The organism is Propionibacterium sp. (assembly GCF_047719395.1).
Lineage (GTDB): Bacteria > Actinomycetota > Actinomycetes > Propionibacteriales > Propionibacteriaceae > Propionibacterium.
In genome coordinates, this window is sequence record NZ_JBDNTB010000006.1 from 12507 (window position 1) to 25452 (window position 12946).

14 protein-coding genes and 1 riboswitch are annotated in these 12946 nt (G+C 64.2%); of the genes, 6 read left to right on the forward strand and 8 right to left on the reverse strand.

Annotated elements, in window-relative coordinates; translation table 11 throughout:
• The 8 genes from ABF648_RS01750 to ABF648_RS01785 form a co-directional block, all read right to left on the reverse strand.
• The coding region (locus ABF648_RS01750; RefSeq protein ID WP_415630571.1) for a type IIL restriction-modification enzyme MmeI at window positions 1-593 on the reverse strand (593 nt) is incomplete at its 3' end.
• Complete coding sequence (locus ABF648_RS01755) at window positions 550-993, reverse strand: hypothetical protein (RefSeq protein WP_415630572.1); 444 nt, start codon at window positions 991-993, stop codon at window positions 550-552. The genes ABF648_RS01755 and ABF648_RS01750, both read right to left, overlap by 44 nt.
• Window positions 990-2534 carry a C-terminal helicase domain-containing protein gene (locus ABF648_RS01760; protein ID WP_415630573.1) on the reverse strand — a complete coding sequence of 515 codons (1545 nt, stop codon included), beginning with the start codon at window positions 2532-2534 and terminating at the stop codon, window positions 990-992. Before ABF648_RS01760 ends, ABF648_RS01755 begins: the two co-directional genes overlap by 4 nt.
• Window positions 2456-3937 (reverse strand): phospholipase D-like domain-containing protein, encoded by a 1482-nt coding sequence (locus tag ABF648_RS01765; protein ID WP_415630617.1) that lies wholly within the window; start codon window positions 3935-3937, stop codon window positions 2456-2458. Before ABF648_RS01765 ends, ABF648_RS01760 begins: the two co-directional genes overlap by 79 nt.
• A gap of 85 nt (window positions 3938-4022) precedes the next feature.
• The gene (locus ABF648_RS01770) at window positions 4023-4289 is read right to left on the reverse strand and encodes a hypothetical protein (RefSeq protein ID WP_415630574.1); all 267 of its coding nucleotides are present in this window, start codon (window positions 4287-4289) and stop codon (window positions 4023-4025) included.
• Between the two features lie 264 nt (window positions 4290-4553).
• The gene (locus tag ABF648_RS01775) at window positions 4554-4691 is read right to left on the reverse strand and encodes a hypothetical protein (protein WP_415630575.1); all 138 of its coding nucleotides are present in this window, start codon (window positions 4689-4691) and stop codon (window positions 4554-4556) included.
• 611 nt (window positions 4692-5302) lie between these two features.
• On the reverse strand, window positions 5303-5965 hold the full coding sequence (locus ABF648_RS01780) for a response regulator (protein ID WP_415630576.1): 663 nt from the start codon (window positions 5963-5965) through the stop codon (window positions 5303-5305).
• A gap of 58 nt (window positions 5966-6023) precedes the next feature.
• A complete protein-coding gene (locus tag ABF648_RS01785) occupies window positions 6024-7250 on the reverse strand; it encodes a sensor histidine kinase (protein ID WP_415630577.1) in 1227 nt (408 codons plus the stop codon).
• A gap of 175 nt (window positions 7251-7425) precedes the next feature.
• Here ABF648_RS01785 and ABF648_RS01790 point away from each other — a divergent pair, with 175 nt between their 5' ends.
• The 6 genes from ABF648_RS01790 (at window position 7426) to ABF648_RS01815 (ending at window position 12945) form a co-directional block, all read left to right on the forward strand.
• Window positions 7426-7989: an FxLYD domain-containing protein gene (locus ABF648_RS01790; RefSeq protein WP_415630578.1), complete on the forward strand. Its 564-nt coding sequence runs from the start codon at window positions 7426-7428 to the stop codon at window positions 7987-7989.
• A gap of 281 nt (window positions 7990-8270) precedes the next feature.
• Entirely contained in the window at window positions 8271-9155 is an 885-nt protein-coding gene (locus ABF648_RS01795) for an A/G-specific adenine glycosylase (RefSeq protein WP_415630579.1), read from the forward strand.
• 38 nt (window positions 9156-9193) lie between these two features.
• Window positions 9194-9300, forward strand: a riboswitch (TPP riboswitch).
• Window positions 9269-10126 (forward strand): hydroxyethylthiazole kinase, encoded by an 858-nt coding sequence (gene thiM, locus ABF648_RS01800; protein WP_415630580.1) that lies wholly within the window; start codon window positions 9269-9271, stop codon window positions 10124-10126. It overlaps the preceding riboswitch by 32 nt.
• Entirely contained in the window at window positions 10113-10787 is a 675-nt protein-coding gene (gene thiE, locus ABF648_RS01805) for a thiamine phosphate synthase (RefSeq protein ID WP_415630581.1), read from the forward strand. The genes thiM and thiE overlap by 14 nt, the downstream gene beginning before the upstream one ends.
• Complete coding sequence (thiD, locus tag ABF648_RS01810; RefSeq protein WP_415630582.1) at window positions 10784-11608, forward strand: bifunctional hydroxymethylpyrimidine kinase/phosphomethylpyrimidine kinase; 825 nt, start codon at window positions 10784-10786, stop codon at window positions 11606-11608. Before thiE ends, thiD begins: the two co-directional genes overlap by 4 nt.
• Window positions 11605-12945, forward strand: a complete 1341-nt coding sequence (locus ABF648_RS01815; protein WP_415630583.1) for a purine-cytosine permease family protein — start codon at window positions 11605-11607, stop codon at window positions 12943-12945. The genes thiD and ABF648_RS01815 overlap by 4 nt, the downstream gene beginning before the upstream one ends.
• Window position 12946: the final 1 nt, after the last annotated feature.

A 12946-nucleotide genomic window follows, 5' to 3' on the forward strand; every position in this document is an offset into this window, starting at 1 on the left:
CTCCGCGTGTAGCTCGGTTCTCGACGCCTGGTCCCCTGTCCATAATTTTTTTGGTGCGGGGGGTTGTGGTGGGGGGCGGCCGCCGGCGGGCTCGCGGCGTTCTCGATGGCTTGGAACATGGACCCGAAGATGGCCGGGGAGATGATCGACCAGTCGAATCTGCAGGCCTGCAGGAGACTGTCACGGAACGTCGCTGACAGCGGTGGCAGCGTGAGGGGGTCGTGGTAAAGACCTCCGTTGACGTACCGGAATCGAGTGAGCGGATCGCCTCCCGGTAGGTTTCTCTTGGTCTCTTCGGTGTCCAGGACGGCAGCGAGGGTTTGGAAATCCTGGCTGAGTGTTTCCGTCGTGGTGTGATCTGCGAGCCAGTCCCGGAACATGTTTACGTCCCACATTCCGGCGTCGTCACCAAACAGTAGGAAGAGGAGCCGGGCCAGCAGCAGGGTGGAATCGTGAGGGCCAACACCGCAAGCGGCAAGGGCCTCGTAGAGCTGCTTCATGAGTCGGGCAGCTTCCTGGGATGCGGTCTCGGTTTCAACGTCGAAGGCTTCACGCATGCGGGTGAGCACCTCGACGAGGGTGGGGGTGGGCACCCAGAGGAATACGAACAGCAGCGAGATGGAAGTCCCGCTGCCCCACGTGGTGGGGGTGGATAAGGAGCTTCGCGTTGGCGCCAGTGGTGGTATCCGCGTGACGGGGCCAGCCCCACTCCTGCTTGTCATTCCCGGTAAAGATCAGGAGGTGCTCGGGGTTGTGGCGGCGCATCGCCGCGTCGATGCGCCGTTGAGTGGGCCGGTCAGGAAGCCGGTCACACCACCAGATGGGAAGACCCTTGAACTGGGCGACTTCGGTGAGCTGGTGGTCCTCCACAGTGACGGGCTTGTGGGTGGGTCTCTCCCAGCCGAGCTTGTCGAGAAACAGGCGACGAAACTCTTTGGCGTCAACCAGAGGCAGGTAGTCCTGTTCGGCGGCGGTGGTCGTGGTGCTTGTCATGCCGTAATCCCCATGCTGGTGATGATCTGGAGAGTGGAGTTCTGGGCACTTGTGAAAATGAGGTCCCCGTCACGCCACAGGCTGGCCAAGCGCGCGGCCAGTTGGTCGTCTGTGAGGTGGTCTCGCAGGCCGCGGCGCAGTGATTCCTCGGCCGTCTTGGTGAGGGAATGGGTATGAAGGTCATCGAGGGCCCTTTTGGTGTCTTCGTCCCAGTCGAGGCCGGTGAGCGCGTCCTGGTCGCCAGTCAGGCGTCTCCACACACGAAGCCGGACGCCGTGCAGACCATCGACGGCATCCGGGGTGGCGAGCACACCGTGAGCCAATTCCTTCACCCGGTCATCATGGCCTGGCTCGCGAGGCAACGAGGGTGTGGCCGGCTCGGCGGCGAAGGCACGGATAGCTTCATGGCCCGACAGAATCCGCGGCGGCATGTCTGGGCCGGTGAAGCCGTAACCGTCGAGACCGGAAGCGGTGCGCACATAGCAGACAGTGCCAGCGTGACGGTCCTCCGGCCTGGCGGGACGGGTCGCGTCGATCAACGGCGGCAGGCTGGGGATCGTCCGCGACAGAGCCTCATCGGCCTCCACTGCGCGGGTCCAGTACTGGTAGGCCAAGGATCCGGCATCGACATCATCGTCACTGTCACCGGAGGCTTCATCGAGAGTGCCGTTGTACAGATCGGTGATGACTGCTACCTCGTCCGCAGCACCAAAGAATCCCTCGTCGGATCCGAACACGGCAGCGTTGTCCGCGAGCCTGTGGGCGATCCGCTGACGCAGGCTGATGACCTGCTCCAAGGAGTCGTGAAACATGGAGTAGACGAGTACCGTGTCGGACTTCTGGCCGAATCTGTCGACACGGCCAGCCCGCTGGATCAGTCGGATTATTGCCCAGGGGAGGTCGTAGTTGACGACGATGTGGGCGTCTTGAAGATTCTGTCCTTCTGACACCACATCGGTGGCGACAAGGATTCTCAACTCGTCTTCCGGGGCGATAGCGTGAAGGTTGCGTCCATCCTCGGCAATCTTCTCGTTGGAGTGTGGGGAGAAGCGGGTGGCGACCCCGATGGGATCATCGGTTCCGCCGGTGACAACGCCCACCTTGTCGATGCCGGCCGCCGTGAGCTGGCTGGCGAGGTAGTCGGCGGTGTCGGTGTACTCGGTGAAGATGAGGATCTTGTCGTGCGGGTGATCGACGGTGACCAGTTGGATTAGTTTCTGGAGTTTGGAGTCCCGGTCAGGGGTCCACGGCCCATAGGAGTTCAGCAGGTGCTGGAGAGCAGCGGTGTCGGCCCCAAGATCAGCCAGTAGACGAGCTGTGAACAGTTCGGGGCGACGCCACACGATACGTGCCGGGGAGGCTTCCCGGAGCGCTGCGTAACGGGAAGCGTCATCACCCGTGGTGATCTCCCCCGCTGCCTGGTCACCAAGCTGGTCCGCGTCTTCTTCAGCATCCGGGACGATCAGGCTGCCGAACGGCACATCGAGGTGGTGCTCGAGAGCGTAGGCGACAAGCCTGTTGCGGGCAATGTGGCGGCGCACAGTGAGAATGAAGGCCCATCCGCCCGAAGAGAGACGCTTGTAGAAAGTAGTTCGGGCAAAACCGGCCACATGTCCATGGCTACGCTCCAGGCCCTCGATCCAGGACTTTTCCTCGTCATTGCGTCGAGCCCGGGGTCGGATGTAGCTGGCGAGGTCATAGCGGGGCAGGATGAGTTGTTCGATCGTGTCCAAAGTGGAGTCGCCTGCCATAAGGCGGGCTGGGTCGTCGTCGCCGAACGCGTGATCGACAGGGATGGCTGTGCGGGTCGGGAACATGAACCGGCGGCCATCGGGAAACGCGATGAACTTCCTGCCATCCCCCCATCCTGGGCATAGTTGGCCTGCACGAAGGAACGAGTGCGACGAACCAGGTTCTCGCTCATCAGTCGTTTCCAGTCCGCTGGCTCCTCGGAGCAGCGGAATGCGGCCAAAGTAGTGATCTTCCCGTCGAGTTTTCCCGTCAGGTCCGGATCCCTCGCTAAAGCCACATCAGGGCTGATCCCTAAGTCATCATCTTCGCCAACCCATAGGCCGACCTGGTTTGCGACGTCCCGGTACTCCTTGTTGTAAGGCGTGGCAGTCAGCGCCAGGACCTTGGAATCGTTGGTGTGGATGTAGTCGTGGATCGCCACGTAGTCCTTGCGCTGATTGTTGCGCAATGTGTGCGACTCGTCGACGATCACGAACTCGTAGCGCCGCAGGTCGGGGAGGATCTTGTCGGCCATCGAGTAGGGCACAACCCGGCCGGCAAGGTCATAGTCAGCGAGGTAGCTCCCCCACATGCCCGCCAGGTTCTTCGGGCAGATCACCAGAGGCCGCATACCGTGCTCCTCGTAAAGCATGCACGCCACCGCGATCGCGGTGATCGTCTTCCCCAAGCCAACAACATCACCCAGCATGGTGCCGCCACGAGCGACGACTCGCCGGGCCAGAGTACGTACCGCTGTGGCCTGGAAATCCATGAGCTCACCAGCGATCTGCGACGGGATGGAGTAGGCGGTCTGTCCGTCTCGCACGTCACGAGACAGGTCGTAGCAGACCTTCATGAAAACTTGCCATGGAGTGTGGCTACCAACCCAAGAATCCTCAATCAATTCAATGACGTCAGAGGTAATTGGCCAGCAGAAATCGTCGTTCCAGTGACGGGTGAACCAGGCATCAAGATGTGTGGATGCATCATTGTCCTGCACATCCACGTTGAGCTCCGTATTCGAGCGCAGACCGGGACCAGTGAGATTCGACGAACCCACATAGCCGGTGATCGGATTACTGATGTCCTTGCGGTGCAGAATGTACGTCTTCCCATGTAGGGGCTGACGCGTGTACACCTTCACCTGGACCTTCCCGGAGTCCAGCTGACGTTTCAGCATGCCCACAGTGCGCCGGTCAGCATTGTTTGGCATGCCACGGGACAGCTGGTCACGCAGCTGGATGACGAGCTGGTCCTTTCGACCCTCAGCCAACTCACGGTCCACCAACCCGGCGAACTCATCCCCCCGAGACCTCTGCCTCCAACGCGTCTACGGCCTCCTGGTGGAACCCTTGGGCGACCATGCCGATGAGAATCCGCACTACCGGCGACTTGCCGTCTGGTAGCCGCTTGGCGTCCACCAGGTCAGCAAACTGCGACCAGCCCCGCAAGTTGAAGTACCCAACAGCGGTGTCCATCCGGTCATAAGTCTTCAACATCTCCTGCAACCGGGCCCCCAGGATGGACTTCGGATCAGCCGGGTTGTTGTCGAAGATGCGAGTCATACAAGCCTTCCAATGCCAGGACAAACACGGATCACATAGGAAGCATCTCTGCTACCCGCCGTGGCATGGGTAACGGTAGCGGCAATCTACGCCTAGAAACCTGACAGATACGCCGTCATTTCTCCCAGATGCTGCGGCGGCACTCACCGACGAGAATGGACAAAAAAGCCCGCTATGCCACTCTTTAGGACTTGGCCAAGTCTCACTACATCGTTTCGACCTGCATCATGGGGATCCGTTACGTAGTGACACCATGTACATCACTCACCACGCACGCCAGCGCGGATGATCTGTCGCGTCCGCCAGGGAAGAGCCCTGTTTCATCGGCGCCAGATCCGGCCCGAAATCCTGGTCCGCGATCCGTTTCGCCAGCCCGTTCCAGCACCCCACGTGCTTCGCCATGTCATCCAGCGACTCTGATGCCCACAGACCTAGGAAAAATCGTGGATGGATGGCCTGTGATCAAACGCCTGTGTGAGGGCGAAGATCTCCGTTATGTGAAGCGGCTTCTCAGCACAGCCCACAACACGGAAGCCGCATAGATTTCGCTGACTTTCCCTTGTGTGGTTCACCACGATCGAGTGATCCTCATAGTGACGTCGAAAAGTCAGCAGACAGTCGGATGACTTTTTGTGCACCGTCAAAATTATGCGGCCTCCATTGCGTACATACAGACAATGATTCCTCTCCACAACCGCCGTGGAAGCTGGGATATTCGCTTGACATGGATCTGAACCTCCTGCGCCGCAGGAAATATCGTATGGATCCACAACCGGCCCGCCACGTTCGTCGTGTGAGTGACCGGGGACTCGATGGAGGGCAGGATCTTCAACGGCGACGAACTGATTAGACCGATCCCTCGGCCCCACCGAAGGTGACGTGGTGACGACATGCCTCATCACCTGCATCGCTGACCCGGATCGCGCTGGTCGACGTTGATTCTTGTTACTGCGCGTGTGAGCGGGCGCGACTACGGCATTCGCCCCGCGACCTCAGCGCGAGGACCCTCTACGTCACGCCGGCCGGAGCAGTCCCGCACGCTCGGCCAGCACCGCGATACCCACCCGGTTGGCCACTCCGAGCTTGGACTGGATCGTGGCCACATGCGACTTGATGGTCGCCTCGGCGAGATACAGCTGCGCACCAATCGCGGCATTCGTCATTCCCTGCGCAACAGCTGCAGCCACCTCACGCTCACGAGCGGTCAGCCTCGCCACCGCCACTTCGGCAGCACGCCGCTGCTCCACCGCAGGATCCCGCGCGATCTGGTCCAGCAAGCGCCGGGTGCTGCGCGGCGACAGCACGGCGTCCCCAGCCATCACCGATTTGATGGCGCCGATGATCTCATCGGGAGCCGATGTCTTGAGCAGAAATCCGGATGCCCCCGCCTCCAACGCAGACATCACCGCGTCGTCGACATCCCACGTTGTCAGCGCAATGACATACGGCGCATCAGGCCGTTGATCGATCCGCCTGGTGGCAGCGATGCCATCGACTCCGGGCATCCCCAGATCCATCAGCACCACGTCGACCGACTGGCTGCGCACCTGCGCGATGGCCTCCTCCCCATCGCCTGCGGTGCCCACCACCTCGATCTCCTGATCGCTCTCGAGCAGGTACTTCAGACCGGTGACCACCATCGGGTCATCGTCAGCGACAAGCACTCGGATCGGCACGAGCGCATCCTACGGCGAGATGCAGACATGATTGCCAACCAGCGGTCCCGCCGCACCGTCAGCTGATCCGCCAGGGCAGCGTGACATGCACCCGGAACTGGTCTCCGTCCAGGCCGTACCTCATGGTCCCCCCGAGCAGATGGGTGCGTTCCTCGATGCCCTTCAGCCCACGCGATGATCCCGACGGACCCCCGCCCTCCACGTATCGGTTACGTGCGTCGATGACTACGCCCGAAGCAGGGTTGCCCTCCACGGTGAGCAGGACTTGCTCGTGAGGAGCATGTTTACGAGCATTGGTGAGCAACTCCTGCACGATCCGATACACGGCCCGGCTCAACGGTGCCGAGGCAGAATCGGCGTCCTGGATGAATATCGAAGAACTGAGTTGCTGCCCGGCGCCGAAGGACTCCTGCACCACCTTGGCCAGATCCGACAGCGGCACCGCGGGCTGGTCAGTGCCCACCGGTTCACGCAGAAGATTCAACAACGAGCGCAGATCATTCATCGCCTCACCGGCACTCTGCCGCACCAGATGAGCCGACTCGGAAACCTTCGGATCGTCCCCGGAGTTGGCTTCCAAAGCGCCGGCATACAAGGACAGCAGCGACAACCTGTGACCCATCGCATCGTGCACTTCGCGAGCAATGCGCTCACGTTCCTCTCGCCTGGCCAGCTCGTCCCCGAGTTGACCGGTGGTGGCCTGCGCTGCCTGCGCCACACCTGTGGCGGTCACCGCTTCACGCCTGGACCGCACCAGGAGTCCCGTACCGACCGCCATGCCCATGCCCAGCACAAGGACGGCAAATATCTCGGTGACACCGAGCTGGGCGAACTGGGCCTGGTCAGATGGTTGCGGCCCGAAGACGATCTTCAGGAATGACGCGCCACGAGGCTCGGCTCTCGCGTCGGCCAGCACAACCCAGATCGATGTGAGTCCGACACATACGGTCGTCCACCACACGGCAGGTCCCCGTCGGCGGCCAATGAGCGTCGCCAGGCAGATGAGCGGAAGGCCATTGCCGATCGGGATCACCACCGACACCCCGGCCGCCACGAGGGTGATGATGAACGGCCAGCGATGCCGCCAGCACAGGAGGAAGGGCAATCCGAGCGACGCGAACATCGCCAGTACCCCCATCCCGCCCGAAGAACCGTGCTGCATTCCCCACACGGGGGGCGAGTAGGACGCACTCGCCAAACAGGCAACGAGCGCTGACAGCACCAGCAGAACGGTGTGCCACCACACCGGTCGCCGGTCGCTGCCGACCCTTTCGTAATTCCACACAGCGGCATCGTAAGACCGGCCGGTGACTTATTTCGTGAGCCGATCGATGGTCATGGTCCGGCTCCCATTCATTCTTTCGGTGGTGCCAGCAAGGTCCGAACTCCCGATGCGCCCACGGGCGCCTCGGCGGTGTGCTTATCAGGTAATCGATCAACCGCCGTCAAGGAGTTTCGACATGAGCAACGCACCCCAGCAGTATCCCGGCCAGCCGGCTTACGCATATCCAGGAAATGGACCGGCACTGCCGCCGCCGAAGCGGAAGAAGCCGTGGTACAAGAGAGTCTGGGTGTGGGCACTCATCGTTGTTGCCGTCATCATCATCGCCACAGTTTCGAATTCAGGTGGCGGCGACTCGTCCAGCACTTCGAGCCCAGCCGCCTCGCAGGTGGCAGCGCAGGGCCAGGCCGGACAGTCGGCCACAGACCCGACGAAGACGGCAGCCACCCAGGCTGCCAAGCCCAAGGACAAGCTGACTCTTGACGACGGTTGGCAGCTGGACAAGTCAAACCCCTACATGCTCCAGGTGAATGGCTACGTGAGCAACAACACGAACAAGCCCATCAACAACTACATCCAGATCACTTTCGATGAACTGGACAGCGCTGGCGCGAATCTCGGCACCTGCCTGGCCAATACGAACACCATTGACGCGAACGGAAAGTGGAAGTTCTCCGCTGGCTGTGACAAAGATCCAGATGAGGTCGCCACAGTCCGGTTGAAGGACATCACCGGCTTCTGAGATCTCACTCGATCAAGGCCAGCCACGACGCCCCCCCCAGAATTACCGGGGCGGGCGTCGGTGCTTCTGCAGGGTTGCCGACCGGCACCACGCACTGATTCACGCCGTCGCAGCCGTGAGTAGTAACCCGTGCGAAACCCAACCCTCGATCGCCCCCGAGCCCCTGTCAGGGCCATCACGGTCATCGCGAGATGGTTTTCGCACGGATTCTGGCAGACAAGCACGGTGGGCATGCTCGTGCACAGCACATTCTCAGCGGCGACGCCCCCTACACTCGGCCCGTGTCACCCACACCCAGCGAGCGCCGCGAGATCGTCGCGGCCGTGAACCGCTGGTACGCCACCGCAGCGAGGCAACTGCCCTGGCGCGAACCCGGCACCACCCCCTGGGGCATCGTGGTGAGCGAATTCATGGCACAGCAGACACCGGTGGCCCGGGTGATCGAACCGTGGCGGGAGTGGATGAGCCGCTGGCCAACGCCTGCTGCGCTGGCTTCGGCCCCCTCGTCGCAGGCAGTGCTCGCCTGGGGACGCCTCGGTTACCCGCGTCGCGCGCTTCGTCTGCACGCCACCGCGGTCGCCATCACCGAGCTCCACCACGGTGAGGTACCCAGCGAGCGCGCCGAGCTCAGAGCACTGCCAGGTATCGGCGAATACACCGCCGCAGCCATTGCCAGCTTCGCCTTCGGCGCACGTGCCGTCGTGCTGGACACCAACGTCCGCCGGGTACTCGTCCGCCTCGACCGGGGAAAGCAGTTCCCCGCCAACTCCACCACCGCTGCGGAAAGGCGGCTGGCCGAGTCGTGGCTGCCCGAGGACGAGACCACGGCATCACGCTGGGCGGCCTCGTCGATGGAACTGGGCGCGCTCATCTGCACCGCCGCCTCCCCGCTGTGTGCACAATGCCCAGTCGCAACGCACTGCGCCTGGTTGCGGGCCGGCCGCCCCCAGCACGACGGACCACCACGGCGCGTCCAGACATATGCCGGCACCGACCGGCAGGCCCGCGGACGCCTTCTCGACGCGGTGCGAACCACCCCCGATGGCCTCCAGATCGACCTGCTGCTCGGCCGTTGGGCAGGCGATCTCGACCAGGCCATGCGAGCTCTGGACGGGCTGATCGCCGATGGCCTCGTGCACCGGGATGGCGACATCGTCACGCTCTGAGCCACCCGATCGGCAGCGGGGCGCCCGGCCGTATACTGATCGATGATCGCGGGAGCTCGCACACGTGGGCTGAGAGGACGCACCGGGCGTCGACCGCAGAACCTGTCCGGATAATGCCGGCGAAGGGAGTTCTCGTGTCCCAGACAAACAATGCCGTCAAAAAAGGTGCCGTCGATGTCGCTGGTGCACTCACCCGCCTTCGGGAGACCAGCCCGCTCGTGCAATGCCTCACCAATATCGTGGTGGCGAATTTCACCGCGAATGTGCTTCTCAGCGCGGGTGCGACACCGGCAATGGTGGACAACTCCAAGGAATCGCGGCTGTTCTCAGGGGTCGCCAACGGCATACTGGTGAACACCGGCACCCCCTATCCCGACACCACGCTCGGCATGGTGGAAGCCGCCTCCGGCGCGGCGGCCGCACGGACGCCATGGGTGCTCGATCCGGTGGCCGCCGGCCTGCCGTGGCGCACCCAGGTGGCCCGCAACTGCCTGGACGCCGCCAACCCGACCATCATCCGCGGCAATGCCTCCGAGATCCTCGCCCTTTCCGGTGAGGAAGCGGGCGGACGCGGCCCCGACAGCACCGACGAGACCACCGCCGCCCTGTCCTCGGCCACCCGATTGGCCGCCGATCACCGCTGCGTGGTGGCGGTCAGCGGGGCGATCGACCTCATCACCGACGGCACACGCACCGTCTCGGTGGACAACGGCCATCTCTGGATGACCCGGGTCACCGGGGTCGGCTGCGCTCTGGGCGCGCTGATGGCCGCCTTCGCAGCGGTCGCCGAACCCCTCGATGCGGCAGCTACGGCCACCGCCCTGATGTGCGTGGCGGCCGAGCACGCCGCCGCCGAGACCCGCGCACCCGGTTCCTTCGCCGTGGCCTTGGTCGATCACCTCTTCCTCATCACCCCCGACGAGCTGGCCGACGCCGCGAAGGTGGAGGCGATGCAGAATGTCGCGGCCTGAGTTCGACCTGTCGGTCTACCTGGTCACCGACACCGTCCAGTGCGGCGGCCCCGATGCGGTGGTGAGCACTGTTGAACAGGCCGCCACGGCAGGTGTGACCCTTGTCCAGCTGCGCGATCACCACTTGTCAGATGCCGAATTCGTGGATCTCGGCCGCGAGCTCGCCGGAATTCTCAAGGGCTCCGGCATCCCGCTGCTCATCGACGACCGCGTGAATCTGGTGGCCCACATCGGCGCGCAGGGCGCTCATGTGGGTCAGGGCGACATGCCCGTTTCAGAAGCCCGTCGCATTCTCGGCCCTGATGCCATTCTGGGGCTCTCGGCGCAATCCCCCGAGCATGTGCGTACCGCCCAGAGCCTGGGTCTGGCAGTGGTGGACTACCTCGGCGTCGGTGCGCTGCACGCCACCGGCACCAAGCCCGAGGCCGGTGACCTCGGACTTGCCCGGGTGGCCACCGTCACAGCTGCCAGCCCGTGGCCGGTCTGCGCGATCGGTGGCGTCAAGGCCGCCGATGCGCCCGATCTGGCGGCGGTGGGTTGTGCGGGCATGAGCGTTGTCAGCGCCATCTGCGGACAGCCTGACATCGGTGCCGCGACCCGCGAATTGTGCACAGCCTGGAAGGCCGCGCAAGCAGACATGCCGCTGGCCCAGGGGGCATGATGACACCCCCTGTAGCGCTGACCATCGCCGGCAGTGACTCCTCCGGCGGAGCCGGAGTGCAGGCCGATCTCAAGACCTTCTCCGCGCTGGGCGCCTACGGCATGTCCGTGATCGTGGCCCTGACAGCGCAGAACACCACCGGCGTGGCGGGCGTGATGGAAGTGCCACCCGACTTCGTCACCCTGCAATTGGACGCCGTGCGCAGCGATGTGCGAATCGACGCGGTCAAGGTGGGCATGCTCGCCTCGGCCTGCATCGTCGAAGCAGTCTCCGATGGTCTGGACAGCCTGTGTGCCCAGCACCCCGGCCTGCCGATCGTCATCGACCCTGTGATGGTCGCCACCTCCGGAGCACGGCTGCTCGCCGACGACGCTGTGGACGCCGTACGCGCCCTGCTGCCCCGCGCATCGCTCATCACCCCGAACATTCCGGAAGCCGCGGTACTGCTCGGCGAGCCACCGGCCGGCACCGAGCAGGAAATGGTCGACCAGGCCACCCGGCTGCTGGATCTCGGCCCGGCACGGGTGCTGCTCAAGGGTGGACACGGCACGGGAGCCGAATCGGTCGATGTGCTCGCAGAGACCGGCAGCGCCGCACAGCTGCTGCGCGCCCCACGAGTGCCCACCTCCAACACCCATGGCACAGGCTGTTCACTGAGCTCGGCGATCACCGCCCTGCGACCCCGGCGGGCCGACTGGCCGACCGCAGTGCGCGATGCGAAGACCTGGCTCACTGGTGCGCTCGAACACGCCGACGAGCTGGACATCGGCGCCGGTTCTGGGCCCGTTCATCACTTCTACCGATGGTGGAACCAGTCATGACAAGCACTTTCACCCAGGCCCCGGAACGCCATGTGGAGGCCCCGCTCACCCTCACCGACCAGCCGCCACGCACCCTCGGCCTGTGGGCCCAGACCGCCATGTGGGCCTCCTTCGGCATCACCTTGTTCGGACCGCTCACCGGCGCGCTGGTGGCACTGTCGGTGGGCTCCCTGTCCGGCGGCCTGCTGGCCTGCGCGATCGGCACCGTCATCGGTGCTGCGCTGCTGGGTGGCGCTGCGGCGATCGGCGCCAAGCTCGGCACGCCGTCCATGGTCTGCCTGCGCGGCCTGCTCGGGCGCCGGGTCTCGATCCTGCCGACGGTGCTCAACATCGGCCAGGACGTGGGCTGGGCGGCGATGGAGATCATCGTCATCACCGGTGCCGCAGTGACCATCCTCGGCGATGCCTGGCGGTGGCCCTTCATCATCGGCGCCGGCGCGCTCACCACGATCATGGCGATACGCCCGCTGGGTTCGGTCACGATCCTGCGCCGCATCATGTTGTGGCTGGTGCTGGCCGGTTCGGTCTACCTGTTCATCATGGTGCTGCGCCAACCGGCGCACCCGATCCCGCAGGACTCCGTCATCGGCCTGTGGCCCGCAGTCGACCTGGCGGCCGCCCAGGTGGTCTCCTTCGCTCCGCTGGCCGCGGACTATTCGCGGCATTCCAAGACCACCCGGAATGCCTTCACGGGAGCGTCCTTCGGCTACGGCATCGCGATTTTCGCCTACTACTGCCTGGGTGTCTTCGCGGTCGGTCACCTCACCGGTGACCTGAGCGGTACCCATCTGCTGGCCGCGCTGATGGCGCTGCCGGCCGGTGCCATCGCACTGGCCCTGCTGCTCTTCGACGAGCTGGACGACGCCTTCGCCGACGTCTACTCGGCCACCGTGTCGGTGCACAACATCGCCCCGCGGGTGGACCGCCGCATCATCGCCGTCGTGATGGGCATCTGCTCCACGGCACTGGCGAGCGTGCTCTCCTTCGACCAGTACGAGAGCTTCCTGTACCTGATCGGCTCGGCCTTCGTGCCGCTGTTCGCGGTGGCTGTGGTCGACTTCTTCCTGGTGAGCCACGGTCACTGGAACACCTCGCCGGATGCCCGGTTCCGCTGGGCACCCGCGGTGGCCTGGGCCATCGGTTTCCTCTCCTATCAGCTGATCTATCCGGGCACGGTGCCCGGCTGGTCAGATATGTGGAGCAGCGTCCAAGCACTGTTCGGTGTGCACCCGCCAGCCTGGCTGGGCTCCACCGTGGGCTCCATGGTGATCGCCGGTGCGGCCGCCTGGATTCTCGGCGCCATCGCCGCGCGGCTGCCCGGCAGGGCCGCGGGCTAGG

Excerpts from the sequence above, each read along its gene's own strand:
- ABF648_RS01755 (WP_415630572.1), bottom strand. The coding sequence starts at position 993 with ATGACAAGCACCACGACCACCGCCGCCGAACAGGACTACCTGCCTCTG.
- ABF648_RS01765 (WP_415630617.1), bottom strand. The coding sequence starts at position 3,937 with ATGCCAAACAATGCTGACCGGCGCACTGTGGGCATGCTGAAACGTCAG.
- ABF648_RS01770 (WP_415630574.1), bottom strand. The coding sequence starts at position 4,289 with ATGACTCGCATCTTCGACAACAACCCGGCTGATCCGAAGTCCATCCTG.
- ABF648_RS01775 (WP_415630575.1), bottom strand. The coding sequence starts at position 4,691 with ATGGCGAAGCACGTGGGGTGCTGGAACGGGCTGGCGAAACGGATCGCG.
- ABF648_RS01790 (WP_415630578.1), top strand. The coding sequence starts at position 7,426 with ATGAGCAACGCACCCCAGCAGTATCCCGGCCAGCCGGCTTACGCATAT.
- thiM (WP_415630580.1), top strand. The coding sequence starts at position 9,269 with ATGCCGGCGAAGGGAGTTCTCGTGTCCCAGACAAACAATGCCGTCAAA.
- thiE (WP_415630581.1), top strand. The coding sequence starts at position 10,113 with ATGTCGCGGCCTGAGTTCGACCTGTCGGTCTACCTGGTCACCGACACC.
- thiD (WP_415630582.1), top strand. The coding sequence starts at position 10,784 with ATGATGACACCCCCTGTAGCGCTGACCATCGCCGGCAGTGACTCCTCC.
- ABF648_RS01815 (WP_415630583.1), top strand. The coding sequence starts at position 11,605 with ATGACAAGCACTTTCACCCAGGCCCCGGAACGCCATGTGGAGGCCCCG.